The organism is Geobacillus sp. CAMR5420 (genome assembly GCF_000691465.1).
Lineage (GTDB): Bacteria > Bacillota > Bacilli > Bacillales > Anoxybacillaceae > Geobacillus > Geobacillus thermoleovorans.
Map to the genome: position 1 here is coordinate 47048 of NZ_JHUS01000022.1, position 22603 is coordinate 69650.

Annotated in this window: 32 protein-coding genes and 1 riboswitch; of the genes, 18 read left to right on the forward strand and 14 right to left on the reverse strand. The window is 51.4% G+C overall.

Annotation, left to right across the window (positions count from 1 at the left end; translation table 11 throughout):
• The first annotated feature begins 18 nt into the window (after positions 1-18).
• Together fabI and DI44_RS12025 are read left to right on the forward strand one after the other, a co-directional pair.
• Entirely contained in the window at positions 19-795 is a 777-nt protein-coding gene (fabI, locus tag DI44_RS12030) for an enoyl-ACP reductase FabI (RefSeq protein WP_015374168.1), read from the forward strand.
• A gap of 119 nt (positions 796-914) precedes the next feature.
• Positions 915-1325: a CotO family spore coat protein gene (locus DI44_RS12025; protein WP_011230336.1), complete on the forward strand. Its 411-nt coding sequence runs from the start codon at positions 915-917 to the stop codon at positions 1323-1325.
• 155 nt (positions 1326-1480) lie between these two features.
• On the opposite strand, the gene DI44_RS12020 is transcribed toward DI44_RS12025, so the two are convergent.
• The 8 genes from DI44_RS12020 to DI44_RS11985 form a co-directional block, all read right to left on the reverse strand.
• Positions 1481-3052, reverse strand: a complete 1572-nt coding sequence (locus tag DI44_RS12020) for a glycosyltransferase family 4 protein (protein ID WP_033024901.1) — start codon at positions 3050-3052, stop codon at positions 1481-1483.
• A 2-nt stretch (positions 3053-3054) separates the two neighbouring features.
• Positions 3055-4149, reverse strand: a complete 1095-nt coding sequence (locus DI44_RS12015) for a CotS family spore coat protein (RefSeq protein WP_014195186.1) — start codon at positions 4147-4149, stop codon at positions 3055-3057.
• A gap of 254 nt (positions 4150-4403) precedes the next feature.
• Positions 4404-5558: a glycosyltransferase family 4 protein gene (locus tag DI44_RS12010; RefSeq protein WP_033024902.1), complete on the reverse strand. Its 1155-nt coding sequence runs from the start codon at positions 5556-5558 to the stop codon at positions 4404-4406.
• A gap of 384 nt (positions 5559-5942) precedes the next feature.
• Positions 5943-6914: an NAD-dependent epimerase/dehydratase family protein gene (locus DI44_RS12005; protein WP_033024904.1), complete on the reverse strand. Its 972-nt coding sequence runs from the start codon at positions 6912-6914 to the stop codon at positions 5943-5945.
• Positions 6911-8194, reverse strand: coding sequence for a UDP-glucose/GDP-mannose dehydrogenase family protein (locus DI44_RS12000; RefSeq protein WP_013523184.1), 1284 nt, complete (start codon positions 8192-8194; stop codon positions 6911-6913). The genes DI44_RS12005 and DI44_RS12000 overlap by 4 nt, the downstream gene beginning before the upstream one ends.
• Positions 8195-8465: 271 nt before the next feature.
• Positions 8466-9545 (reverse strand): glycosyltransferase, encoded by a 1080-nt coding sequence (locus tag DI44_RS11995; RefSeq protein WP_033024906.1) that lies wholly within the window; start codon positions 9543-9545, stop codon positions 8466-8468.
• Positions 9546-9551: 6 nt separating this feature from the next.
• Positions 9552-10547: an aminoglycoside phosphotransferase family protein gene (locus DI44_RS11990; RefSeq protein WP_033024907.1), complete on the reverse strand. Its 996-nt coding sequence runs from the start codon at positions 10545-10547 to the stop codon at positions 9552-9554.
• A gap of 161 nt (positions 10548-10708) precedes the next feature.
• Positions 10709-11011 carry a hypothetical protein gene (locus DI44_RS11985; RefSeq protein WP_033024908.1) on the reverse strand — a complete coding sequence of 101 codons (303 nt, stop codon included), beginning with the start codon at positions 11009-11011 and terminating at the stop codon, positions 10709-10711.
• 174 nt (positions 11012-11185) lie between these two features.
• Here DI44_RS11985 and DI44_RS11980 point away from each other — a divergent pair, with 174 nt between their 5' ends.
• Positions 11186-11536 (forward strand): DUF1360 domain-containing protein, encoded by a 351-nt coding sequence (locus DI44_RS11980; protein WP_011230345.1) that lies wholly within the window; start codon positions 11186-11188, stop codon positions 11534-11536.
• A gap of 23 nt (positions 11537-11559) precedes the next feature.
• Positions 11560-11694, forward strand: coding sequence for a hypothetical protein (locus DI44_RS19620; protein WP_014195190.1), 135 nt, complete (start codon positions 11560-11562; stop codon positions 11692-11694).
• A gap of 155 nt (positions 11695-11849) precedes the next feature.
• On the opposite strand, the gene DI44_RS11975 is transcribed toward DI44_RS19620, so the two are convergent.
• Positions 11850-12614, reverse strand: coding sequence for a hypothetical protein (locus DI44_RS11975; RefSeq protein WP_011230347.1), 765 nt, complete (start codon positions 12612-12614; stop codon positions 11850-11852).
• A gap of 101 nt (positions 12615-12715) precedes the next feature.
• Positions 12716-13435 (reverse strand): hypothetical protein, encoded by a 720-nt coding sequence (locus DI44_RS11970; protein ID WP_011230348.1) that lies wholly within the window; start codon positions 13433-13435, stop codon positions 12716-12718.
• Between the two features lie 154 nt (positions 13436-13589).
• On the opposite strand from DI44_RS11970, the gene DI44_RS11965 reads away from it, so the two are divergent.
• The 11 genes from DI44_RS11965 (at position 13590) to DI44_RS19115 (ending at position 18853) form a co-directional block, all read left to right on the forward strand.
• Positions 13590-13925: a spore coat protein gene (locus DI44_RS11965; RefSeq protein ID WP_014195191.1), complete on the forward strand. Its 336-nt coding sequence runs from the start codon at positions 13590-13592 to the stop codon at positions 13923-13925.
• A gap of 382 nt (positions 13926-14307) precedes the next feature.
• Positions 14308-14538, forward strand: a complete 231-nt coding sequence (locus tag DI44_RS11960) for a hypothetical protein (protein ID WP_011230350.1) — start codon at positions 14308-14310, stop codon at positions 14536-14538.
• Between the two features lie 27 nt (positions 14539-14565).
• Positions 14566-14769, forward strand: coding sequence for a hypothetical protein (locus DI44_RS11955; RefSeq protein ID WP_011230351.1), 204 nt, complete (start codon positions 14566-14568; stop codon positions 14767-14769).
• Between the two features lie 158 nt (positions 14770-14927).
• Positions 14928-15134: a DUF1657 domain-containing protein gene (locus tag DI44_RS11950; RefSeq protein WP_011230352.1), complete on the forward strand. Its 207-nt coding sequence runs from the start codon at positions 14928-14930 to the stop codon at positions 15132-15134.
• 97 nt (positions 15135-15231) lie between these two features.
• Positions 15232-15708, forward strand: a complete 477-nt coding sequence (locus DI44_RS11945; protein WP_011230353.1) for a YhcN/YlaJ family sporulation lipoprotein — start codon at positions 15232-15234, stop codon at positions 15706-15708.
• An 11-nt stretch (positions 15709-15719) separates the two neighbouring features.
• Positions 15720-16199 (forward strand): stage V sporulation protein AC, encoded by a 480-nt coding sequence (gene spoVAC, locus DI44_RS11940; RefSeq protein ID WP_033024909.1) that lies wholly within the window; start codon positions 15720-15722, stop codon positions 16197-16199.
• Positions 16199-17212, forward strand: a complete 1014-nt coding sequence (gene spoVAD, locus DI44_RS11935) for a stage V sporulation protein AD (RefSeq protein ID WP_011230355.1) — start codon at positions 16199-16201, stop codon at positions 17210-17212. Before spoVAC ends, spoVAD begins: the two co-directional genes overlap by 1 nt.
• Position 17213: 1 nt before the next feature.
• Positions 17214-17570, forward strand: coding sequence for a stage V sporulation protein AE (gene spoVAE / locus DI44_RS11930; protein WP_013146042.1), 357 nt, complete (start codon positions 17214-17216; stop codon positions 17568-17570).
• A 12-nt stretch (positions 17571-17582) separates the two neighbouring features.
• Positions 17583-17789, forward strand: a complete 207-nt coding sequence (locus tag DI44_RS11925) for a DUF1657 domain-containing protein (protein ID WP_011230357.1) — start codon at positions 17583-17585, stop codon at positions 17787-17789.
• Between the two features lie 12 nt (positions 17790-17801).
• On the forward strand, positions 17802-18662 hold the full coding sequence (locus DI44_RS11920) for a DUF421 domain-containing protein (protein ID WP_013523193.1): 861 nt from the start codon (positions 17802-17804) through the stop codon (positions 18660-18662).
• Between the two features lie 20 nt (positions 18663-18682).
• A complete protein-coding gene (locus DI44_RS19115; protein ID WP_011230359.1) occupies positions 18683-18853 on the forward strand; it encodes a hypothetical protein in 171 nt (56 codons plus the stop codon).
• Positions 18854-18992: 139 nt separating this feature from the next.
• Here the strand turns inward: DI44_RS19115 and DI44_RS11915 are convergent, their stop codons facing one another.
• Entirely contained in the window at positions 18993-19313 is a 321-nt protein-coding gene (locus DI44_RS11915) for a thioredoxin family protein (protein ID WP_011230360.1), read from the reverse strand.
• Positions 19314-19441: 128 nt separating this feature from the next.
• Between DI44_RS11915 and DI44_RS11910 the strand changes: the two genes are divergently transcribed.
• The 3 genes from DI44_RS11910 (at position 19442) to DI44_RS11905 (ending at position 20267) form a co-directional block, all read left to right on the forward strand.
• Complete coding sequence (locus tag DI44_RS11910) at positions 19442-19678, forward strand: hypothetical protein (protein WP_011230361.1); 237 nt, start codon at positions 19442-19444, stop codon at positions 19676-19678.
• A 76-nt stretch (positions 19679-19754) separates the two neighbouring features.
• Positions 19755-19883: a YjcZ family sporulation protein gene (locus tag DI44_RS17815; RefSeq protein WP_013146038.1), complete on the forward strand. Its 129-nt coding sequence runs from the start codon at positions 19755-19757 to the stop codon at positions 19881-19883.
• Between the two features lie 126 nt (positions 19884-20009).
• Complete coding sequence (locus DI44_RS11905; RefSeq protein ID WP_011230363.1) at positions 20010-20267, forward strand: stage VI sporulation protein F; 258 nt, start codon at positions 20010-20012, stop codon at positions 20265-20267.
• Positions 20268-20384: 117 nt separating this feature from the next.
• Here DI44_RS11905 and DI44_RS11900 read toward each other — a convergent pair whose 3' ends face one another.
• The 3 genes from DI44_RS11900 to DI44_RS11890 all read right to left on the reverse strand — a co-directional run bounded on the left by DI44_RS11900 (position 20385) and on the right by DI44_RS11890 (position 22169).
• Positions 20385-20819: a GNAT family N-acetyltransferase gene (locus DI44_RS11900; RefSeq protein WP_011230364.1), complete on the reverse strand. Its 435-nt coding sequence runs from the start codon at positions 20817-20819 to the stop codon at positions 20385-20387.
• Between the two features lies 1 nt (position 20820).
• Positions 20821-21342: a YjcG family protein gene (locus DI44_RS11895; RefSeq protein WP_011230365.1), complete on the reverse strand. Its 522-nt coding sequence runs from the start codon at positions 21340-21342 to the stop codon at positions 20821-20823.
• 98 nt (positions 21343-21440) lie between these two features.
• Positions 21441-22169 carry an alpha/beta hydrolase-fold protein gene (locus DI44_RS11890; RefSeq protein WP_011230366.1) on the reverse strand — a complete coding sequence of 243 codons (729 nt, stop codon included), beginning with the start codon at positions 22167-22169 and terminating at the stop codon, positions 21441-21443.
• A gap of 186 nt (positions 22170-22355) precedes the next feature.
• A riboswitch (SAM riboswitch) is annotated at positions 22356-22466 on the forward strand.
• Positions 22467-22603: the final 137 nt, after the last annotated feature.

Consider the following 22603-nt stretch of genomic DNA (forward strand, 5'->3'; position numbering starts at 1 on the left):
AATTGGGAGGATGAACGAATGGTCTTATCGTTGGAAGGACGTACATATGTCGTGATGGGGGTGGCGAACAAACGAAGCATCGCCTGGGGCATCGCTCGTTCGCTTCACGCTGCCGGCGCTCGGTTGGTGTTTACGTATGCCGGAGAGCGGTTTGAAAAAGAGGTGCGGGCGCTTGTGGATACGCTTGGGGACGAACGTTCGCTTCTGCTGCCATGCGATGTGGCAAAAGATGAAGACATCGTTCAATGTTTTGCGCAAATCAAACAACAAGTCGGCGTCATCCACGGCGTCGCTCATTGCATCGCCTACGCCAATAAAGAAGACTTGAGCGGGGAATATATGAACGTCAGCCGCGAAGGCTTTTTGCTCGCCCACAATATCAGCGCATATTCGCTCACCGCGGTTGCGCGCGAGGCGAAAGAGCTGATGACGGAAGGCGGCAGCATCGTCACCCTCACGTACTTAGGCGGCGAGCGCGTCGTGCAAAACTACAACATTATGGGTGTGGCGAAAGCGTCGCTTGATGCGAGCGTGAAATATTTGGCGAACGATTTAGGCAAATACGGCATCCGCGTCAATGCCATTTCCGCTGGACCGATTCGCACACTGTCGGCCAAAGGGGTGAGCGATTTCAACTCGATTTTAAAGCAAATCGAAGAACGCGCTCCGCTCCGCCGGACGACGACCCAAGAAGAAGTCGGCGATGCGGCGCTGTTTTTGTTCAGCGACTTGTCGCGCGGCATCACCGGGGAAATTATTCACGTCGACTCGGGATACCACATTTTAGGATATTAAAAACGTGCGAGCAGCCGTTCCTGTTGATGGAGCGGCTGTTTTTTGCTTGACTTGGGCAATTATTGAGATCACGGGCATACATATATAAGGTAAGGCAAGCATGGAAAAGGGGGATCGACGTGCGGAAACAAAACGTTGTGGAGACGGAGCCGTTGCTTTACATTGTGCAGCCAAAAGCGATGCGGGCGGCGGCGCATATGCAAGAAACGTTTATGTGGACTAGCCGAACGCAACAGGAAGAGGAAGGAAATTCCAACGATGAACGAGGCGGCGAGGAGGAACCGACTGAATTTTTTGCCAAAAAAGAATTCCAAGCGATGGCGCTCGACGAGCGGCTGGCCTTTTTGGCGGAGCTGCCCGGCCATTTGCCGCCGCTGAAATGCCAATTTGTCATGAAGGATAAGAGCTATGAAGGCATATTAAAGAAGTGCACGGCGACCGAGTTGACGATCGCCGATGAACAGGGAAACGAAACGGTCATCGGGCGCGCGCAGCTTCTCGCGGTGACGATGATCGGGTTTGTGCAGTAACGCATTTCCTTGCGTTGAAACGCATCTTTGCCTGAATGCGTTGCGGCGCCAGGAAAGGATGATGAGGGTTTGTTTCCTTCATTTGCTGTGGGAGTGTATTCTCATTTTTATTTTGGATGTCCGTCATTTTCTTCGTTGGCGATTTTCGATTCGTGTTAGTGTGAGCTTGCAATCGTAAAATGTTTGGTGTCATGTTTCGCTTGAGCCAATTTGCGGTTCAAATGCGTTTTAGGCGACGCGTCCAGCGTTTGTTGGTTGCCGCTTGCAATGGTAAAAGGTTTTATGTGGCGGCCGGTTTGGGGCTGTTTAGGAGCTGGGGCGCTTTTCGCGAGTTCAGTTCGCTCTGCCGCAGCTTCTTTTTGTTTGGCTGTTTGTTGATGGTCTTCCATTGATATGGCACGCTCTTTTTTGGTTTTTCCCTTTTTCGTTTTGTCGGATGACGCTGCCGCGTTCTTTTTCGAGTGGACTTTTTCTTTTGCATCCGCTTTAGGGGTTGGCCGGTTCAGTTGTTCTGTTGCATCTTCTTTCAGCGGTTCTATTGTCATGCCGGCTGCTTGTTCTTCACTCACTACAGCTTGTTCTGTTTTCTCCGCCTGCTCCCAAACTTCCAATAACTCGGAAGCGACTCGCTCCCAATGATAGATCGAAATCGCAAGCTGCCGGCCTTTTTCTCCCATTCTTCTCATCAATGATTGATCCGATAATATTTGGGCAATCTTGTTGGCAAAATCACTTGGGTCCTCCGGATTTTCTACGATAAGGCCGTTTTCATTGGCGAAAATGACTTCCGGATTGCCGCCTCTCGCGGTCGTTACGATCGGAAGGCCTGCTGCCATGGCCTCGTAGTGGACGCGCGCCAACGGTTCCTGCCATTGCGAGGTGCATACAAACAAATCAGCCGCCGCAAACCAATTTTGGATTTCATTCGGTGGGACAAAGCCTGTCGTGACAACGGGGACAGGCATTCGTTTCGCCAGTGCTCTTACATAGGCGACATAATCAGTAATGTCATTTTCGCTAAACCAGTTGCTCCCGACAATCACCAGGGCTAAGTTTTTAAATTTTTTTGCCAGCTCCGGCAATGCTAGAATGAGTTTATCGACCCCTTTATTGCGCGACAGCCTTCCGGCGAACAAAATGACCGTTTTGTTTTCCAACCCATGTGCCCGCCGAATGTCGTTGCGTATTTTCTGCATTTTTGGATGATTTCCCGGCAAAAATCGTTCGCTGTCTACTCCAGAATAAATCGTGCGCAATTTTGGCGATGCCTGCGGATATAGACTGCGGATGACATTGCCAATATAATCGCTCACGGTTACGATGTAGGCCACTTCTGCGATGGCCGCCGTTGCTTCTTCTGGATCGATTTTTTCCGGTTGAAACATATCATTGTGCATACTTAACGTCATTTTGGCGTCGGGCGCTGCCTGCCGGATGGGCAGAACAAGGCGGGGGCGGTTAAAGATATGGATGAGATCGAACTTGTTCGCTTCCACATAACGAACAACGTTTTCCCGGTATATTTCAAATATTTTTCCCGGTACGCGCACGTAGCGAACGCCATGGATCGTTTCTTGCTCGGGAAGCGACGAATCGCTGATGCCTAAAACGGTAATATCATGGAATTGGCTTACATGTGGAAGAATGCCGGAAATATACGTTTGAATGGCTCCGCCGAGTACAGGGGGAACGGGGAGTTTTTCTGTACAAACCATCAAAATCCTCATATTTATCCCACTCCTTTCCAGTCATTTTCGATTTCTGCCAATACAGGCCACTTTGACTGGTCGGTTTCGACAATCGTTTGAATTAACTGTGCTGTTTGTTCATTGAGAAAAATTTCCGGTTCATAGACGACTTCTTTCATATTTTTATAAAATTCGTTTGGCATGGCCAAGTCAATCATCAAAAGCTCGTATAATTCAGGTGTGATTGGATTTGCTTCGTGGTACGCTAGAATCATTTCCCGCACCCATGTTGCATCCCATTTGTATAAATCCGCCATTGTGCCGCTAATGAGTTTTCGTAAATCACGAATCGGAAGGTCAAAGGCAACTCCGTCGAGATCAATAATCCACATTCCGTCCGCGCCCATTTGGCCGTTGGACCAACCGTAGTCTTGGTGAACCAACCCCCAATGAGCCGTTCCTTGCTTGACGAATTCAACATAGCTGGATTGCAGGAATCGTTCCATGCCTTTTCGCGCCTGTTCTTCAAATCGGTCAACTACCTCTAATAATGGTGGGCTTGCCGGCATTTCAGGGTAGTATTTGGCAATGTTCCGAAACCAGCTCATTTTCGTAATCATTTTTTCATAGTTTTTTGGCCATTTGTGCAGCCGCGAAGCCATTTCCGCCTGTTTTGGGGGGACATACCCTTTGCTTAGCCGATGGAATTCACCAAGGGCATAACAAAGCTTTCTTGCTCCTTCCAAATCCTTTGTAACTGGCGTCAACGGTTCAATCCATTCCGCCACAAACCATAGTTTTCCTCCTGCCTCGACATAACTTTTTCCATCCTTTGTTTTTACAATTGGCGGCACTCTTGCCTTGCGCACTTCCACTAAATATTCTTGTGCTCCTAGGCTGAATAGGCTCCTTGTCGGCCTCCGGTGCAGCAGCTTCAAACTTTTCGGGCCTGATTTCGTTTCGAGCTTCCAAATCGCTCCTCCCTTGTCCGGTTTTGTCGTAACGATTTGCATGTTTTGAACGGATAAATCGTAGTTTTTCAGCACTTCCTCTGCCAGCTGGATGATATACTCAGGGATAAAAAATTCATGGGTCGTTTCATCGACGAGCCATGGTTCAATAACGATGTCTTTCATGCTATCCCTCCTGTCAGGTATTTGGGAATGGACGAAGTGAAATATGTGTGATTGCTACTAGGATATGTATGGAGAACGAAATTGGACTGGGTAAGCTCATTAACTTATTAGGATCTTTCTCTATGATCCTGAAGCTGATGGCGTTCGCTGCGGAGGAAGCACCCCCACAGGGATGCAATGAAAAAGAAGTGGCATTGTTGGTTTCAGAGAAACAAGAAAAAGGCTGTCCCGAAAAAATTTCTTTTAGACAGCCCTTATTGGTTTGGGGAAAGGGAGGAACATGCTTCGATATAAACCGTTTCAAACCGCTTGGCCACATGGTGGAATTGAAATTGCTGTTCAACGAGCCTTCTTGCCTTTTTCGCCATGGTTTCCGCTTCATGTTTGTTCACAAGCATGTAATCAATCGCTTCAAAAAAAGCGTGCGGGTTTTGGTAGTCATCGATGACAAAGCCGGTTTCGCCGTGGCGGACGATTTCGGCATTGCCGCCGCGGTTGGTTGTCACGACCGGAATGCCGGCGGCCATCGCTTCGTAATGAACGCGGGCGAGCGGCTCGTGCCATTGCGAGCTGCATACAAACACATCGGCCATTAAGAGCAGTTTGGGGATATGACTGTGCGGAACGTAATTCGTAAACAGAACGCGATCGGCCATCGGCGCCGCGAGTTCATGAAGCCAGTCGATGTATTCGCTTCGTCCGGTGTCGCCGAACCATTTTCCGCCGACGATGACAAGCGCTGCCTCGGGATGGCGGACCAAAAGGGATGGCAAGCATTGAATCAGCAAATGCGGTCCTTTTGTTTTGCTGAGTCGGCCGAGAAAGAGAACGACTTTTTTATCGGTGAGTCCGTACGCTTCGCGTTCCGCTTGGCGGATGCGCCTGCCTTCTTCCGTCCAGACGGGGATGTATTGGGAAGCATCGACTCCAGAATAAACGACTTTTACTTTCTGAGGATCGATTGGGTAACGGTTTGTCACCGTCCGTTTGATGTATTCACTGACGGCGGTCAGCAAGGTGCAGGCGTCTAGCGCCCGCTTCGCCTGTTCTGCTGTAATTTTCAGCGGGGAAAACATGTCGTTATGCAGGCTTAGCACAAAGACGCTTTGCGGAGCCGCCGCTTGGTAATCGATGAGCGGAACAGGACGATTGAAGACGTGGACGACATCGAATTTGTGCGCGGCCAACGCACGTGCCACATCCGTTTCATACGTGGCTTTTGGAAAACGGATGTAGTGGATGTCTCCGTCTGTCTCTTCAGGCGGCAAAAGCGGATCAGCGATTGAAAAAATCGTCAGTTCGTGGCGTCGGGCGATCAAGGGAGCAATCCCATCGATCATCATTTGAATGGCCCCGCCTCGCACTGCCGGGGCGGGCAGCTTTTCCGTGCAGACATAGGCGATTTTCATCCTATTTCGCGCAGGAGACTCCCACTTCAACGACCAAAGGGAGTAAGTGGGAGAGGAATGCGCGTTCCCCCTTTCTTTTGTGTATGATAGAATAAAGGCATGGAGAAAACCGTTAAATAAAGACACTCCAATAAACTGCTGCTCGATGGATGGAGTTGGTTGCAGGAAACGTTGCAACCGTAAAACATCGAGCGTAGGTCTGTCTGTTGTGTGTGGAAGCCAAGTACTGCCAACAGACACACCGAGAGAATCGGTAACGATGCAGGCATGACCTGCGTCGTTGGGCAGTCGTCAACCTGCCCCTGATGCAACCCCAAGTCAAGGAAGGAGGACGAAGTCCGCTCGCACTTCTGGGGAGTTGCAAGCCCCCACTTCAAGCGTTAGTTAAGTGGGGGTAGTTGACGAATGCTCACCCTCATACAGCGAACGGATGTATTCGATCTCTTTTTGTAGGCCGTCCTCAAGCGTTACAACCGGCTTGTACCCAAGCAGCCGCTCCGCTTTTGTCAAGTCGGCCCATGTTTGTTTCGGCTCTCCGCGGGCGGCGGGGGTATACTGAATGATCGCTTGTTTTCTCGTCAGCGTTTCCAGCAGACGGATCACCTCATTGACCGATGTTCGTTCTTTTCCGCCGATATTGATCGTTTCTCCAATGACGCCATCCCGCTCGATTGCGGCGATCGTTCCATCAACGCAGTCAGAAATATAGGTGAAATCGCGCGATTGTGTTCCGTCGCCGAACACAATGAGCGGTTGTCCAGCGAGCAGCTGGCGGATGAAGCGGTGAAACGACATGTCCGGGCGCTGGCGCGGGCCGTAGACGGTGAAATAGCGCAAAATGACGATCGGTACGGCGAACTCGCGAAAATAGACGCGGCATAAATGTTCGCCGGTGAGCTTCGTAATGCCATATGGGGAGAGCGGGGCCGGTTCAAGCGTTTCCGACAACGGGCCGCTCCGCTCGCCGTAGACGGATGAGGTCGAAGCGTAGATGAACCGTTTGAGCGGCCGGTCTTTGCATGCCTCAAGCAACCGCTGGGTAGCGGAAATGTTGTGTGCAGCATAGGCGGCAAACTCCGTCCCCCAGCTCGTTCGCACGCCGGGCATGCCGGCTAAGTGGTAGACCGCTTCGACGTTTTGCAGCAAGGACGGCAAATCGGCTGTCAACAAATCCAGCTCAAGAAAGGTAAACCGTGGATGAGACTGCAAATGGGCAATGTTCTTCGCTTTTAGCGGCGCCGGCGTCGGTCCGAGAAAGCCGTCGACGCCAATCACATGATGCTCGTCGTTTTCGAGCAGTTTCTCGCATAAATGGGAGCCGATAAATCCAGCCGCACCGGTGACGAGAATGTTCACGGGCGCCCCACCCCCATGTAGCGCAAACCGCTTTGTTCGACTGCATGGCGATCCAAACAGTTTCGACCGTCAAACACGAGCGTCCCATTCATCGCCGCTTTCACTTGCCCCCAGTCAAGCGTGCGGAATTCGTCCCAATCGGTGGCGATGACCAAGCCATCCGCCCCTTGGATCGCTTCGTGCACCGACTGGACTTGTGTGACACGGGCGAGCGGCTCCGAGAGCGTTGCCTTCGGGTCGTAGGCGGCAACCGTACAGCCGTTTTCACTCAATCGGCGGATGAGCGCTTCAGCGGGGGAAAAACGCGTATCGTCTGTATTCGGCTTGAAGGAGATGCCAAGCACGGCGATCTTTTTGTCCGTCAATGGGGCAAGTTGCTCATTGAGTTTTTGGAAGCAAACGTCAAGCTGGGTGGCGTTGACGGTCTGCACTGCCTTCAGCAAATGCGGCTCCACTTGGCGCGAGCGCGCCGCATGTTCGAGCGCTTTGACGTCCTTTGGAAAACAGGAGCCACCATAGCCGAGGCCGGCCCGCAAAAAGTGTGGGCCGATGCGCGGGTCGAGGCCGATCCCGCGGGCGATGTCATTGACATCGACGGCAAACGCGTCACAGATGCGCGCCATTTCGTTAATAAAGGAAATTTTGGTCGCCAAAAACGCGTTGGCGGCGTATTTGATCAGTTCCGCGCCGGTCAGGCTCGTTGTGAGGTAAGGGGCATTGATGCCGGCATACACCGCCTGCATGACGGCAAGCGATTGGTCATCATCCGGTTCGAGTCCGACGACGATTTTGTCTGGGTGAAACATATCGTAGACAGCCGACCCTTCCCGCAAAAACTCTGGGTTGGATACGATGCGGAACAACTGCGGTTTCACTCCTTTGCGGATGAGCTCGGCACGCATCCATTCATTCGTCCCCGGAGGGACGGTGCTTTTCGTGACGATCGTTTTGTACGATTTGATCGTCGTTGCCAAGCGGTCGAGCACCGCTTCGATATAGCGTAAGTCGGTGCCGCCGTCGGGCCGCGGCGGGGTGCCGACACAAATGACAACGACGGCCGCCCGTTTGATATCATCCCAGCGGCCGCTGAACGTCAAATAATGATCATTTTTGGCAATCAATTCTTCGAGCCCTGGCTCATAAAACGGAACTTCCCCGTTATTGAGCAGGCGGATTTTCCGTTCATCATGATCAATGCAATGCACTTCATGCCCAAGTTCAGCAAGGACGGCAGCGGTGGTTAGTCCGACGTAGCCAGCGCCAATGATGCAAATGTTCATCCTAATAGGCCTCCTTCGTGAAATCTCCGGCTTTTATAGCGTATTAACAGACAAGCGTGGTTTGCTACATGGCAAGCGCCTAAAACGCTGGAAATGGTGCGGTCTATTTTCGGCGGACAACCTTTCTACTGTTTGGAAAGGGGAAGAATTAAGCAACAAAGGGGGTGTCCCAAAAGGATCGGGACACCCTCTTTCGTCTCTATATATACGTACTGACCGCTTCTTTCGCACTATATTTTGTGTCTATCCTGAAGGCAGACAGCCTTTTGGGTCAGCCCCTTTTGATGAACTCATCATACAACCGCTCCTGCACCTTGATTTGTTTCGTGATATCAAACCGCTGTTCAATCACTTTGCGCGCTTTTTTCGTGAAGGATGGAATTCGTTCCGGATGCTCCAGAAAAAAGCGAATGCCGTTCGCCAGCTCGAGGTCGTCTCTTTCTGGTGCGAGATAGCCGGTGCGTTTGTGTTCGATCAATTCGGGGATGCCGGCGTGATTCGTTGAGACGACCGGCAGTCCGCTTGCCATCGCCTCTTTCAACACGTTGGGGATGCCTTCGATGTCTCCATCAGAAGCGGTCTCGCTCGCCAGGCAAAATAGATGGGCGCGTTCCATTTCGCGGGCGATTGAAGTGGCATCCATGGCACCCAGCAGGTCGACAAACGGATCGAGCTTCAGCTCGCTGACAAGCCGGCGGATGTTTTCTTCCTCTTTGCCGCTGCCGATGATGCGGAGGCGGCAGCGCGGATGAACCGCATGCACGCGCCAAAAGGCGCGCACGAGCGTTAAAAAGCCTTTTTTCTCGACGAGCCGGCCGATTGAGAGAATGATGATGTCTCCGTTCTCAGGAATCGTCCGCTCTCGGTACGGAAATAAATCGAGCTCGATGCCGCCGTAGAGAACTTGGATTTTTTCCGGCGGAAAGCCTAGTGTGGTCAGTTCATTGGCAAGATAGCGGCAGACAGGAAGAAAGAGCGCCCCGTGCTGTTTGAGCAAATTGTACCGTTTTTGATTGCGCCGCAAGCTTTGATATTTCGCCGATCCATCGCGGCCGCGGATGCTGACGACAAGCGGAATGCGATGGGCGATGCAAAGCGGAAGAATTTCGACGGCATGCTTTCCATGGTGAGCGTGAATGGCGACAATATTTTGTTCTTTGGCGAAGCGGCCGAAATCGTCGATGTCGTTGAGGTGATAATAGTTGATGAGAGGAAACGGATGGCTGCCGTCATCGGCGAATGACCCGATCATGATCGGGCGGTATTTTTTTAAATGAACCATTTGGTTGTAAATAAAACGTTGATTGATTTTCATTTTTTCATGAAGAAAGTGGGCGATCGTTTGTTTCATTTTTCTCTATCCCTCGCTTTTGAAAAAATCGGACAAGAATGCGAATTTTTTTGTTTCCTGTTCGGCGAGGCGGGTGAGCAAGTTCAAGGACGCTGGGCTGTTTACCGCCCGCTTTTGCTTTTCTTGGCCGACCGTTTCGCTGTAAAACACGTGCGGAAACATGGCATCAGCTAAATAGACACTTTTGTATGGAGCATACAGGGAACAAACGGAGAAATAAAGGTCAAATAGCAGCTTCGTTCGTTTTACCGCATCGTTTTTCGGGTTTTTCGTCAAAGAAATAAGCAAAAAGCGAAAATCATCAAGCGGGAGGCCGTAGTAGGCACGGTCAAAGTCAATCATCATAATTTCGCGGTTTTCCGCCAATAAAAGGTTGTTGCTGTTGTAATCCCCATGGCAAATGGCCTTTCGTTCTTTCGCTGTGCGGCAAAAATCAGCTAGATTGCTTTTTTCAAGCCATGCATAACTTTGATTCGCGATCCGGGCCATCTGTTCCATTATATGAGAAAGAGTGTCACCATGATCGATGGCCTTTGCCTGCTCCTCTAACTGTGCTGCTTTTTGCCGATGTGCGCTCAGCACGTCTTTTGGCTCCGGAAACGATGAAGGGCAGGGGCCGATCCAATCGGCAAACAGACTGTGAGCATGAAAGCGGGCGAGCCCTTCGATCCGTTGTTGGAAAGAGGGCTTCGTTCCGCTTGGGACGATGTAGTCCATCAAATAGTAGTAATGGCCTTTTCGGTGGATGTAATATTGGTCTGTTTTCATTTGGAAGATTTTTGGGACATGAAATCCTTCTTGGTACAGCTTGGAATGAAGCAAAATCGGAAAATTCGTTTTGTCTTCGCTCAGCCGTTTCAGCACGTACCGTTCCCTCGTTTTTTTGTTTTGCACAAGCCATACTTTTTTTTCTTTCAGTTCCTTCATGATATCGACTTCAGTTCCAGTCAGGTCGTAACGGCTTAAAATGTCAAACAACAAGCGAGATCGTTTCGAAGCCAAGATCAGTTCCTCCTAGCATCCATTGTCGATTGGTAAAAGTGTATGTAATACGAGAAGCGAATGTATAGACAAGCGCACTAGTCAATGAGAAAACGGCGCCGCCAAAAAAATAAGCGCCGGCCGCGTTGGTTGGCGTCAGCCGGCTGTGCTTTCTTTCTTGGTTATTCTTCCTCGTCATCCGAATCAGCGGATGAAACCGGCCGCATGGAAACAGGGAGATCGATTGCGGTGATCGCGGCCGCATCGATCGCAAGGGAGCGCCCCCCGTCTTTATAAAAGCGGTCAACCAATAGCGAGACGTTGTTCGTCCGCGGCTCGAAGCCGAGAAAAAGCGCATTGTAATGCGTCTCGTTGGTGGTGTGCACGTTAACCTCAGTGTTGAGTGGAAGCGCGGCCAGCTGTTCGTAAAGAGCACGGGGAAGGCGGGGTCGGGTTGGGCGTCGGTTGAAAAAGACATGGTACATCGCGTCGCCTCCTTTCTAGTCTCTTGTGTTAAAAACCTATACTCCATCATATGATTGGCGTAGGAGAGCGTTTGGGTAAACGTCTGTACCAAAGAGAATTCGCTAGCTGCCAAATGGGAACGACAGAAGGCAATCGGTTTTTTGCGGTCATAATCATGGAAAGGGGAGGGGAGCATGGACGATCCGTTTTCATTTGTCCTTCTTTGTTTAGCCAGCTTTCGCCTGACACGGCTCATCGTATATGACGCGATCACCGCCTGGATTCGCCGTCCCTTTCACGAATGGACGGAGCAGGAGCTTCCGGACGGAAGCAAACAAGTGTTTCTTTCTTTCAAGGGAGGCGGGCTGCGTCGCTGGTTTGGCGAACTGCTGAGCTGCTACTGGTGCACGGGGATCTGGTGTGCGGCGTTTTGTTATATTGGCCTAATGCTTTGGCCGAATGTTTTTGAGCCGCTCATTATGCTTCTAGCGATTGCCGGCGGGGCGGCGATCATGGAGACGATCGTTAGTAAATGGTTGTCGTAAGGAGAAAGGCGGCTATTGAGGTCATGACACAGCCAATGAGGGATGCCGGCGGGCGTCGTTTTGGTCAAAAAATGGACAGCGAATCGCTGATGCTGGTTGGGCAACGTTCGCTGAAGGAATGGCCGGCGGTGTGGATGGAAGTCGTCGTCAGCCGGTGATGCAAAAACAGCCGCGCAGCTTGTCGGGATGACGTTGATGGAAGGAAACGTCCAACTGCTATTGTTTGAAATAGGAAATAGCGGAGCCGGCCCAAAACGGCCGGCCCAAACAGCAGGTGCGCCGCTGGTCGGCATGAAGGCGGAAAACGAGCGGGTCACCATTGAATGGCAATATGGTTGGCGGCAGGAACGCCCTTTGGCAGTTCTGCGCAATACACGAATCCATCAACCGTCAATGAGCGGGCATTGCTGGACGGGGGAACAGTGATTTCGAACTGGGAAAAGCGCCGCTCCTCGCTTGGTTCAAGCGGGGCGTCATAAAGCGGGGCAAGCCAGTATTCCCCGCTTTGCCGCACTTTTTCCCGCCAGTTTTCGTGGGTGAACGTCCAGCTTTCCGCGCTATTGGAGATCAGCGTTTCCTGCTCGGCCCGTCCGCTGTTTGGCAAAACAATTTTCCCGCTGAGCACCGCCGTTTTTGGAGGCGAAAGGCGGAGACAGACAATCAAATGGTGAAGCGGCGCTGTTCCGTGATTGCGAATGATGAAATCGCCGATGATGGTCAGCTCCTCCTCATCAAGATGCGTCGGAACGACGACAGAATAGTGAAACAACGCTGACACGGCAGCAGCTCGTTCAAACGCTGGTGTCTGTGTCTCTTTTGAGGTGTTATATCGCGTTTCTTCCAGTGCAATTTCACACAACAGAAGCTGGCGTTCCAAGGCGGCGATTTTTTTCTTGTACGTTTCAACGTTGGTTGTTTCTGCTTCACGCAGCTTCTCTTTCAAATAGGCGCTGCGCATTTTTTCCTTGGCCAACTCGGCCTCCAGTTGCTGCACTTGTTGCCGGCATGAGGCTGCTTCTGACCGGTAGTGGATGATTTGCTGCTGCAGACGGAGATGTTGGTCGTTTTTGTTTTTCATACGGTTTCCACCCCTTCCATTCTCATCTTATGTATCCATTGCGGGTGCATGCCATATAAAAAAGGCTGTTGTTGGAACAACAGCCTGAACGGTGCAGGACGCTACATGGCCGGGAATACGTCCGGGCATTGCGGCGGGAATTTGGTTGTCGGGCAAAGCACGGCTTCGGCCAATTCTTCGCGCGGTTGGCAGAAACGAGCTTCGACTTCGATTTTGACATCAGCTTCCACTTGGACTTCAAGGCATAAGGTGATGGAAACATCAAGTTGTGCAAAGTTGTCTGTGCAGACTAGGCTCGTGTCGCATTCGAAGAACGAAATATGGCAGTTGAGCTGCGTGCCTTCTGGGGCGCACAAGATGAACGTTTGTGCTGTAGCGAACGGAATTGGTTTCGATTGGCAAATGACCGTGCCGGCTGGGCTGACAATTTGCACGACGACATGCCCTTTGATGAGCGCTTTGACTTTTTGCAGCGTCACCGTTTCCCCAGAAGGAAGGGTGACGTTTACGGACTGCCGGCCGTTTGGCTGCGTAATTTCCTGGCAAATCAATGCGTCCTGGTCAACGACCGAGTCGATCGGGTTTCCGTCGGCGTCTGTCAGGAAGCAGCGGATCGTCAAGTGTTGCGGGTTTGTATGTTGCGCTCCCAAAAAATCGCAAATCGTTCCTTCCCGCTGGCAGTGGTCCATCGGGAAAATCGCTTCCAAATCCTCGCCGCTGAAGCTTCGCAATGGCACATCGACTTGGCGCGTCACCCAGTCGTAAATTTTGCGCGTTCTGATGCATACTCTTTCTGTATCGCGACGGTGATGATGACCCATTTTCTTCGTTCCTCCTATCGTTCAGTTGTTCCCCAACGCCTGGTGGTTTGGGACTACTGTATACTATGGAACGGCTTAGGTAAATGTGTTGGGACAGATGCGGATTTTTTGCTGGTGGGTGCAGACAACGATGAATCAAAGGAGGAGATGTCGAATGATGAAAGACAAACATGGGGCGATGAATGAAGAGAGAAGGGGGACAGGTGAACAGCGGCTTGCTGAGCGAATGGCTGAACTGGAGCGCCGGCTGAAAGAGGTGGAAGCCGAAAACATTGTGTTAAAGGAACTGGCTTACCAAAGCGCCAAGCGCTACGAGCAGCTCAAACAGCTGGCGAAGGAAAATGACGAGCTTCGCCGCCAGCTGCTGCAATCGCCATGGAGCGAAAAAACGGGCAAGGCAGATGAGGACGAACGGCCGGACAGCTGGTTTTTCCGCACACTGAGGCAAGAAAATGCCATCATGCCACACCCGGAGCGAAACGAAAAATGAGAGGCACCCTTGGCTCGCCAAGCCATACAATAGCAGTAGCCGCTCGCTTTTTCTCTCGCCGTTAGACATTGTTTGTTTTTATGCCGTTTCGATTAGAGACGAATCGTACGGAAATGGACTTGAACATAAATTGGTTGATCGGCGAGGGCTACACTTTTTCGGGATGGAGGGATGAGGAATGAAGAAGCCTACTCCGTCGAAACCGGTGACAAGGGTGCTTTCTTCGACAACGCAGCCTGTGCGGCGTCCGAGCGGATGCGGATGCGGTCGGCCAGCCGTCATCAAGAAGAAATAACGGAAATCTGTGAGAGATGCCTATACTTCGCTTCGCCTCCTTGCATAGTCTAACAGTGCAACTAGGCGAAAGGAAGGAGGGAAGGGCATGTCGGATCGGAAAAAAGCGAAAGTGATTCATGTCGATAAATTGATCATTCATGCCGATGACATCGTCATTATGCCGCGCGGCCGCATCCGCGATCCATGGTTGTTCCCGCACCGCGATGATACGGAAATGGAAGCCGTTGAAGATGTGCGGGACCGGGATAAGGAAGAACATGGTGAAGGAGGCCATGATCGAAACGAAGGAGAACGGAGACCGTTCTCGTGGATCTAGCCATAAAGCAAATGGGGGACGCAAACGGTGGAGCGTTTTAAAAATTACGGGCTTTGGCTGGCAATCGGATCGTTTGCCGTGATTGCGCTTGAGACATTCGGCGTCGACATTGATCTTGGCAAATATGAACAACTGTACCATGCCTTCTTAAGCATTTTGGTGATGGCCGGTATTTTAAACAACCCGTCGCTCGGCCGCGGTTATTCCGACAAAGTTGATGATAAGTCGTAAACCGTATGGGCGCCTGCAGAAGGCGCCCTTTTCGTGCCCGGAAAGGCTGGAAAGGCGGGAGAACGTTTTGCAGAAAATGACAATTATAATTTGGCGGCGAAAAACCATTCTAAACATTGTCACCACCCATCTTACACCATATAAGGAGGACATGAATCATGACGGTTGCAACACAAGTGAAACAAACATTGGCGGGGTTAAAATCGGCTCAAGCGAGCTTCGAAACGTTTGCTTTGCAAACCGAAAACCAAGCCGCGAAACAGCTTTACCAACAAGCTGCCCAACAAACGCAGGCGGTCATTGATTTGGTGAACTCGCGCATGCAAGAAATTCAAAACGAAGAGCCACAATATAAACAACAATAACCTTCGCAGAAGCGAATGGGATGGTTTAGGCGGAAAGGTTGGCACAGCACGCCAACCTTTCCCGACTTGGCGGAAATACATAAAAACGAATGGGTTGATGAAGATGAAAAAATGGTGGTTGGCGGCCGTCGTTGCGATGATCGCGGTCGGCGGCTGCGCCAAAGAAGAAACGGAACAAAAGCAATCGCTGCAAGGGGCAAACCTGCTGAGAACCCAAACGTCCGGGACGGCGAAACATGCGGAGCTGAACCAAGGTCCGGCCGAGCGGGCGGCCAGCTATTTGCGCGGGCGCGACGATGTTCGGGACGTGGTGGCGGTCAACAGCGGGGATCGGTTGCTCATTGCTTATCAAATTCCCCATATGAAGCGGTGGAGTCGAAAACAAATTGAGAAAGACATTGACCAAAAACTGCGCGACCTGTTTCCTGGCTATGACGTTGTTTCCTCGAGCGATTTGAAAATTTTTTGGAAGACGAAGGAATTAAAAGCTAACATGGACAATCGACGCTGGGATGAACGAAAAGTCAATCGGGAAATCAGGCGCATTGAAAAGCTAAGCAAAGAGCAAACATAAGAGGTGTCATTATGGCGAATGAAAAACGGAAAAAGCTGACCCCGGTTCAGCAGGAATATCATTTATTCGAAACAGAGCGGGAAACGAAGCGCCCTATCGTTCGCAACTGTGTTTGCGCGTTTCTCGTTGGCGGAATCATTTGCGTGATTGGACAGGCGATCTCTTATTTTTACATGTATTTTTTTGACTTTACCGAGCAAACGGCAGGCAATCCGACGGTGGCGACGATGGTCTTTTTGTCGATGATTTTAACTGGGCTTGGCGTTTATGACCGGATCGCCCAATTCGCTGGGGCGGGAAGCGCCGTGCCGGTGACAGGGTTTGGCAACGCCGTCATCTCGGCGGCGATTGAGCACCGGACGGAAGGATTTGTGTTAGGCGTCGGCTCGAACATGTTCAAGCTCGCCGGATCGGTCATCTTGTTCGGTACGTTTGCCGCCTTTGTTATCGCCCTTGTCAAAACGATTGCGACCCAGTGGGGGGGATTGTAATGCTGAAAGGGCACCGCACATGGGTGTTTGCGAACAAGCCGGCAATCATCGCAACAGCGGCGGTCGGCGGGCCGTTTGAGGCAAACGGCCGCCTCGCGGAAGACTTTGATCTTCTTCACGAAGATTTATGGCTCGGAGAGGAGTCGTACGAGAAGGCGCACCGCGTGCTCATGGAGGAAGCAGCGTTTCAGGCGATGGAAAAAGCCGGCCTAGAGAAAGAAAAAGTGCAATTTCTCATCGCCGGCGACTTGATCAACCAAATGACCCCGACAAGCTTTGCTGCCCGAACGCTCGGCATGCCGTATCTCGGTGTTTTTGGCGCCTGTTCCACTTCGATGGAAGGGCTGGCGCTAAGCGCTTTTATTACCAACTACGGCGGGGCAGATTATATATTAACCGGAGCCTCAAGCCACAACGCTGCCGTCGAAAAACAGTTTCGTTACCCGACGGAATACGGCGGGCAAAAGCCGCCGACGGCGCAGTGGACAGTAACGGGAGCTGGCGTGGCGATCGTCAGCCCGAAAGGGGACGGGCCGCGCGTGACCGCGGCGACGATCGGCCGCGTTGTGGATATGGGGCTTGCCGACCCGTTCAACATGGGTGGAGCGATGGCGCCGGCGGCGGTCGATACGATTGAGGCGCATTTGCGCGACATGCAAATCGATGCATCGTATTACGATTTGATCGTCACCGGCGATCTAGGGCGAATCGGACGCCAAGTCTCCCTTGACTTGCTGCGTCAGCACGGCATTGACATCGATGAAGAGCGCTACCAAGATTGCGGACTGCTCATTTACCGCGATGGGCAGCCGGTTTTGTCCGGCGCAAGTGGGGCGGCTTGTTCCGCCGTTGTCGTTTACGGGCATCTCATCAAACGGATGCGGCGCGGCGAGCTGAAGCGCATTTTGGCAGTCGCGACAGGAGCGCTATTGTCGCCGCTATCGTTCCAGCAAAACGAGACGATTCCATGCATCGCCCACGCGGTGGCGATCGAGTATGGAGGTGAGGCGTAGCGTGTTGGCTATGTTTTTTTGGGCGTTTGTCGTCGGCGGGCTGATTTGCGTGATCGGGCAAATTTTGATGGATGTGTTTAAACTGACACCTGCGCATACGTTGACGATTCTCGTCGTCGTCGGGGCGATTTTGGATGGATTCGGTTTGTATGAGCCACTCATTGATTTTGCCGGCGCCGGGGCGACGATTCCGATTACGAGCTTTGGAAACGCGCTCGTTCACGGCGCGATGCAAGAGGCGGAAAAACACGGCATTATCGGCGTATTGACCGGCATGTTTGAAGTGACGAGCGCCGGCATCTCCGCGGCGATCGTCTTTGGGTTTATCGGGGCGCTCTTGTTCCGCCCGAAAGGATAGGAGGGATCTTCCATGACCGTTGCTTCGCAGGTGAAACAAACGTTGGCGAGCTTAAAAGGCATTCACGCTGGGCTGCAACAGCTGGCGCTCACTTCCCAGGATGAAACGGCGCAACGGACGTTTCATGAAGCGATGCTTGCGACAGAGGAGATCATCGCGGACATCAAAGACCGGATCGGCCGGCTCGAGTTCGAAGAGCCGCAATACCACGGAAAGTAAGGAGCATGATCGATGCCTATATGGTTAGAAACCGCCATTCGTTCGATTTGCATTTTAATCGGGTTGTTTGTTATCACCCGCATTCTCGGCAAAAAGCAATTATCAAAATTGTCGTTTTTTGAATACATCGTCGGCATTACCGTCGGCGATATCGCTGGAACGATGTCGGTCGATTTAGGAATTTCGTTGCAAGAAGGCATCACCAGCATTTTGATTTGGTCGCTGTTTCCAGTGGCTGTCGCTCGTCTCTCGCTGCGCAACAAGAAATTTCGCGATTTTGTCGAGGGCAATTCCACGGTTTTTATTAAAAACGGCAAAATTTTAGAGGAAAACTTGAAACGGGAGAAATATACGGTTGACGAGCTGCTCGAACAGCTGCGCAAAAAAGATGTGTTCCGCGTCGCCGACGTCGAGTTTGCGGTGCTTGAGCCAAACGGCGACTTGAACGTGTTGCTGAAGCGGGAAAAGCAGCCGCTCACCGTCGGAGATGTGTTCCCAAACCCACCGCGGGAAAAAGAGCCGCAAACGGTCATTATGGACGGCATGATTTTGGATGAGCCACTCGCTACGATGGGGCTTGGCCGCGGCTGGCTGAAGGAACAGCTTGACAAACAAGGAGTGGCGATTGAAAATGTGTTTCTCGCCCAAGTCGATTCATACGGACAGCTGACGATCGATTTGTACGATGATAAGATCCAAATTGCCGAGCCGCAGGAGAAAAAGCTGCTCTTGGCCGCGATGAAAAAAGTGCAGGCTGATCTGGAGCTGTATGCGTTGCAGACGAATTCCGAAGAGGCGAAGGCGCTGTATGAACGAAACGCCGCAAAAATGGCAGAGCTTGTGCAAAAAGTCGAACCGCTCTTGCGAAACTGATGACACAGGAGGAAAAGACGATGGAAGACAAACGGATAAAAACGACGGATGAGGAAATTCAAGTCCAATTGAAACCAAACGACCGCTCCGAGCGGACGCGGACGACCGATGAGGAAATTTCGATTGAATTGATGTTTGACAGCCCGCAGCTGACGCGCCAGCCGAAAGACTACGACGAAATTGAATATTGACGGCTTCCGTTTCCACAATCGGCGATCCATAAGGAGCTGTCTGTTCATTCGCATGGCTGTCCGAGAAGGAAAGCTTCCTTCTCGGACAGCCTCTTTTTGTTGCCCTTCTTCTCTGGCGAGGCAAGGATGCCGCCCCGTCTTACTCCGGCAGGGACTGCAAAAAGGCGCGCACCTCTTCCGGCGTTTTGGCGTCAGCGCTGTGCAGATGAGCAATTTTTTTTCCGTTGCGGAAGACAAGCAGGCTCGGGATGCCAAGTACCTGGTATTTCTCGCCAAGTTCCGGAAACTGGTCACGGTCGATTTCAAACCAATCATATTGTCTATAGTCGCGAACGATGTCATCGATGAACATATTGAGGCGCACGCAGTCCGGACACCAAGTTGTGTAAAACTTGATGATCGTTGGTTTATCACCGGAAATGACCGCCTCGAATTGCTCCACTGTTTCAATGCGTTTCACATTCGTTTCCTCCCTTTCATGTTGACGTTCATCTTTACTTTATCATATGGCAAGGCAAAAAAAGAACGGGGATGCCTTCACCTCGGGCAGTCGTTTTTGCATACAACAGTAAGAAAGGGGGGGAAAGTGTGAGCAAAGAACTGGAAAAGGCGCTCGAAGGTTGGGTTGCGTCACGCAAAGAAGGGCATGAAACGTTCATCCGCCTGTTTGAACAATGGGGAAAGGACTTTAACAAACAGTTGCAAGAAATCGAAAAATTGAACAATGGATTTTTAAAAAGTGTGCAAGGCAACTTAGACTACATCGAGCAATGGTTTGCGAAAAAGGAGCGGGAATTTGCCGAGCTGTTCCGCCGATTTGGATGACAAAATGGCCTTTGCGCCCATACGCCCCGCTAAGCCGGTGAATACGATACAGTAAACGGAGAAGGAGGTGCACATTATGATGGGCTTCTGCGGTTATGGTTATCCTTACGGCTACGGCTATGGCGGTGGCTATGGCGGTGGCTTTGTGCTGATTGTCGTGTTGTTCATTTTGTTGATTATTGTCGGCGCGGCATTTGTCGCCTAACGGAAAAAGCGAAAGGGGTACGGGCCGTTTCGGCGCCACGGAGCGGCTCGTATTTTTCTTTCCCTAATTTGATGCACGCCGAGGCGGGAGCATCATACGATATAGCAGGGAGAAGGAGGCGGAACGATGGATCAGCAATTTTTTAAAAACATCGAAAAGAAAACAGGTGTCAATATGAAAGACGTTTTTGAGCTCGCCAACTCGCTGCAAAACGCCAATTTCAGCGATGAAAAAACGGTGCGCCAAGTGGTGAAGCGGGTGGCGCAAATTGCCAACCGGAAAGTGCCAAAAGAACTTGAGGATCAAATCGTCAAGGCGATCGTCCATAACGGCAAGCAAATTGATTTCAATACGATCGCCAATATGCTGAACAACAAAAAGTAAGCAAAAGGGAGCTTGCGTGCGCACAGCTCCCTTTTGCTCTGCTTGGCTCAGGAGAGCGAAACGATGTTCGATGATCCCAAGCCTTGGATCAGTGTAGACGAGGCTGTTCTATGGCCATCATTCGAGCGATTTCACCATCGTGACATGTGGGATGCCGGCGTCCATAAAGACGCCGGAGACGGTCGTATAGCCGAGCTTTTGGTAAAACGGTTCTGCGTGCGTCTGGGCGTTCAGTTTCGCCGTTTTCGCCCCTTTTGTTTTCGCCAGCTGTTCGATCGCTTCCATCACCATCCGTCCGGCGCCGCGGCCGCGGTAGGACGGCAGGACGCAAATGCGCTCGATTTTGCCGACGCCTTCGTCAATGAAACGGAGTCGCCCAGCACCCACCGGTGTTTGGCCATCATACAGGACGAGGTGGAACGAGTCGTCCTCGAATGCGTCGATTTCCTCGTCTTCCGGCACGTTTTGCTCCTCAATGAATACGAGCCGGCGGACGCGCAAGGCGTCTTCGTACAAAGCGCGATCTTGCGTTGTGCCAATCGCAATGTTCATCTCAGACCGTTTCCTTTCCTCCGACGATAAACGTTTCATAGACGGTCCACGAGCCGTTTTCCAGCTGATAGAGAAGATGGAAGCGGTCGACGGTCTCCTCGAAGTGCACATCTTGCAGCTTCAGCTGGCTGTAGACGTCCGCATATTCTGCGCCCGGCAAATCGCGGCCGATCGTAATGTGAGGCACGAACACAAACTCCGGCTTTCCGGCGAACAAGCCGCTGTGCAGTTGTTCATGAAGGCGCTCGAGCACGTCGTTTGGTTCCACCTTCAAATAAATGATGTTGCTTGTCGGGTAAAACGAGCTGAATTTCGTCACTTTGATCGGAATGGGAGGTGTTTCCGCCGCAATGCGGCGCAACTCTTTCGCCATTTTTTTTATTTGCTCCTCATCCGCTTCAAATGGGTATTTCAGCGTAATATGCGGCGGGATGAGGGCGTAATGGCTGTCGTACCGTTTCCGGTACGAGTTGGCGAAGTCCTGAATCCGTTTTGGCGGAAAGATCACAATGCCGTACTTCATTTTGTTTTCCCTCCTTGAACCAGTTCTTTTTCCATGCACAGGAAACGCACGGAATGGATGCGGCGGCTTCGACATCTTTGAAGTTGCTCCGTTTTGTCCTATAATGATAAAACAGCGGCTACGGCCCGGGGTACATCCGGCTGCCAATACGTCCACGCATGGCCGCCTTCGAACTCATGGTACGTATAAGCAAACCTTTTTTCCATAAACAAGTCCCGCGCCATTCGATTCGGGGTGATAAAATCGCGCACATGGCCATCCGTCGTTTTCACCGCTGTTTCCTCTGTGCCAACAGAATGGTAAAGCGAAAGGAGCGATGGATCGCGGAATGAGCGGATGCGCGCCAATACCGAGTCATCGATATAGGGGGACTGCATGGCGATTTTCCCAAATGTATGCGGATACAACAACCCGGCTAGAAGCGACACCGTTCCGCCGAGCGAATCGCCGATCAGCGCCCGGCCTTTGCCCATTTGGTATGTCGGCAGTTCGCGGTCCAAAAACGGGACGAGCTCATGGGCTAAAAAACGAAGGTATGCTTCGTGCTTTCGTCCTTCCGGGTGGTATTTCTCGTAGCGGTCGTTGACGTTCCGATACGGGATGCCGACGACGATCGTCCGGTCGATTGTTCCTTCTTCCATCAGCGTTTCGATGACGGTTTTCATTTTTCCATACATAAAATAATCTTTGCCGTCTTGCGCGATTAATAAAGAATATTTGTAAAGCGGCGAAAAATTGCTTGGCAAGTAGATGAGCAGTTCGATTTCTTCTTGCAGCTCTCCGCTGTACAACTTGCAGTCGCGCATCGTTCCTGTTGCTGTCGCCATGACCATCCTCCATGAAAGCGTAAGTTCATCTGTTATTGTAACATATTTGCGCCCAAAGATGTTAATGAAGGGCTCGAATTTTTCGCGAATTTGCCGAATCGCACCGCTGACAAAAAAATGGCTTGCAAAAACGTGGGGAATGCGTTACATTTTTATTAAATTTAAAAAAATTGAATACGCGTCCCATTCTTATCAAGAGAAGCGGAGGGAACTGGCCCAATGAAGCTTCAGCAACCAGCCGCCCGGCGGCCAGGTGCTAAATCCAGCGAATTGAGCATTCAATTCGGCAGATAAGAAGAAGCATGACCATGTGCGTATGGAAAAGTCTTCTTCTTAGAAGACTTTTTTTATTTACTCAAGCGGCCGCTTCCATCAACCGCGAGGCGGTTTCGGACGAAGGCGCTTGGCCGCTGCCCAACGGACAGTGGTGCTTC

What these genes read in the sequence shown, in the direction of transcription:
- DI44_RS11965 (WP_014195191.1), top strand. Translation starts at nt 13,590, where the DNA reads ATGATGAAAGACAAACATGGGGCGATGAATGAAGAGAGAAGGGGGACA.
- DI44_RS11900 (WP_011230364.1), bottom strand. Translation starts at nt 20,819, where the DNA reads ATGAACATTGCGATTGGCACAACGCAAGATCGCGCTTTGTACGAAGAC.
- DI44_RS17815 (WP_013146038.1), top strand. Translation starts at nt 19,755, where the DNA reads ATGATGGGCTTCTGCGGTTATGGTTATCCTTACGGCTACGGCTATGGC.
- fabI (WP_015374168.1), top strand. Translation starts at nt 19, where the DNA reads ATGGTCTTATCGTTGGAAGGACGTACATATGTCGTGATGGGGGTGGCG.
- DI44_RS11890 (WP_011230366.1), bottom strand. Translation starts at nt 22,169, where the DNA reads ATGGCGACAGCAACAGGAACGATGCGCGACTGCAAGTTGTACAGCGGA.
- DI44_RS11895 (WP_011230365.1), bottom strand. Translation starts at nt 21,342, where the DNA reads ATGAAGTACGGCATTGTGATCTTTCCGCCAAAACGGATTCAGGACTTC.
- DI44_RS12000 (WP_013523184.1), bottom strand. Translation starts at nt 8,194, where the DNA reads ATGAACATTTGCATCATTGGCGCTGGCTACGTCGGACTAACCACCGCT.
- spoVAD (WP_011230355.1), top strand. Translation starts at nt 16,199, where the DNA reads ATGCTGAAAGGGCACCGCACATGGGTGTTTGCGAACAAGCCGGCAATC.
- DI44_RS11950 (WP_011230352.1), top strand. Translation starts at nt 14,928, where the DNA reads ATGACGGTTGCAACACAAGTGAAACAAACATTGGCGGGGTTAAAATCG.
- DI44_RS12015 (WP_014195186.1), bottom strand. Translation starts at nt 4,149, where the DNA reads ATGAAAGACATCGTTATTGAACCATGGCTCGTCGATGAAACGACCCAT.
- DI44_RS11970 (WP_011230348.1), bottom strand. Translation starts at nt 13,435, where the DNA reads ATGGGTCATCATCACCGTCGCGATACAGAAAGAGTATGCATCAGAACG.
- DI44_RS11920 (WP_013523193.1), top strand. Translation starts at nt 17,802, where the DNA reads ATGCCTATATGGTTAGAAACCGCCATTCGTTCGATTTGCATTTTAATC.
- DI44_RS11975 (WP_011230347.1), bottom strand. Translation starts at nt 12,614, where the DNA reads ATGAAAAACAAAAACGACCAACATCTCCGTCTGCAGCAGCAAATCATC.
- DI44_RS11985 (WP_033024908.1), bottom strand. Translation starts at nt 11,011, where the DNA reads ATGTACCATGTCTTTTTCAACCGACGCCCAACCCGACCCCGCCTTCCC.
- DI44_RS12020 (WP_033024901.1), bottom strand. Translation starts at nt 3,052, where the DNA reads ATGAGGATTTTGATGGTTTGTACAGAAAAACTCCCCGTTCCCCCTGTA.
- DI44_RS11925 (WP_011230357.1), top strand. Translation starts at nt 17,583, where the DNA reads ATGACCGTTGCTTCGCAGGTGAAACAAACGTTGGCGAGCTTAAAAGGC.
- spoVAC (WP_033024909.1), top strand. Translation starts at nt 15,720, where the DNA reads ATGGCGAATGAAAAACGGAAAAAGCTGACCCCGGTTCAGCAGGAATAT.
- DI44_RS11980 (WP_011230345.1), top strand. Translation starts at nt 11,186, where the DNA reads ATGGACGATCCGTTTTCATTTGTCCTTCTTTGTTTAGCCAGCTTTCGC.
- DI44_RS11995 (WP_033024906.1), bottom strand. Translation starts at nt 9,545, where the DNA reads ATGAAACAAACGATCGCCCACTTTCTTCATGAAAAAATGAAAATCAAT.
- DI44_RS11945 (WP_011230353.1), top strand. Translation starts at nt 15,232, where the DNA reads ATGAAGATGAAAAAATGGTGGTTGGCGGCCGTCGTTGCGATGATCGCG.
- DI44_RS19620 (WP_014195190.1), top strand. Translation starts at nt 11,560, where the DNA reads ATGACACAGCCAATGAGGGATGCCGGCGGGCGTCGTTTTGGTCAAAAA.
- DI44_RS11905 (WP_011230363.1), top strand. Translation starts at nt 20,010, where the DNA reads ATGGATCAGCAATTTTTTAAAAACATCGAAAAGAAAACAGGTGTCAAT.
- DI44_RS19115 (WP_011230359.1), top strand. Translation starts at nt 18,683, where the DNA reads ATGGAAGACAAACGGATAAAAACGACGGATGAGGAAATTCAAGTCCAA.
- DI44_RS12010 (WP_033024902.1), bottom strand. Translation starts at nt 5,558, where the DNA reads ATGAAAATCGCCTATGTCTGCACGGAAAAGCTGCCCGCCCCGGCAGTG.
- DI44_RS11960 (WP_011230350.1), top strand. Translation starts at nt 14,308, where the DNA reads ATGTCGGATCGGAAAAAAGCGAAAGTGATTCATGTCGATAAATTGATC.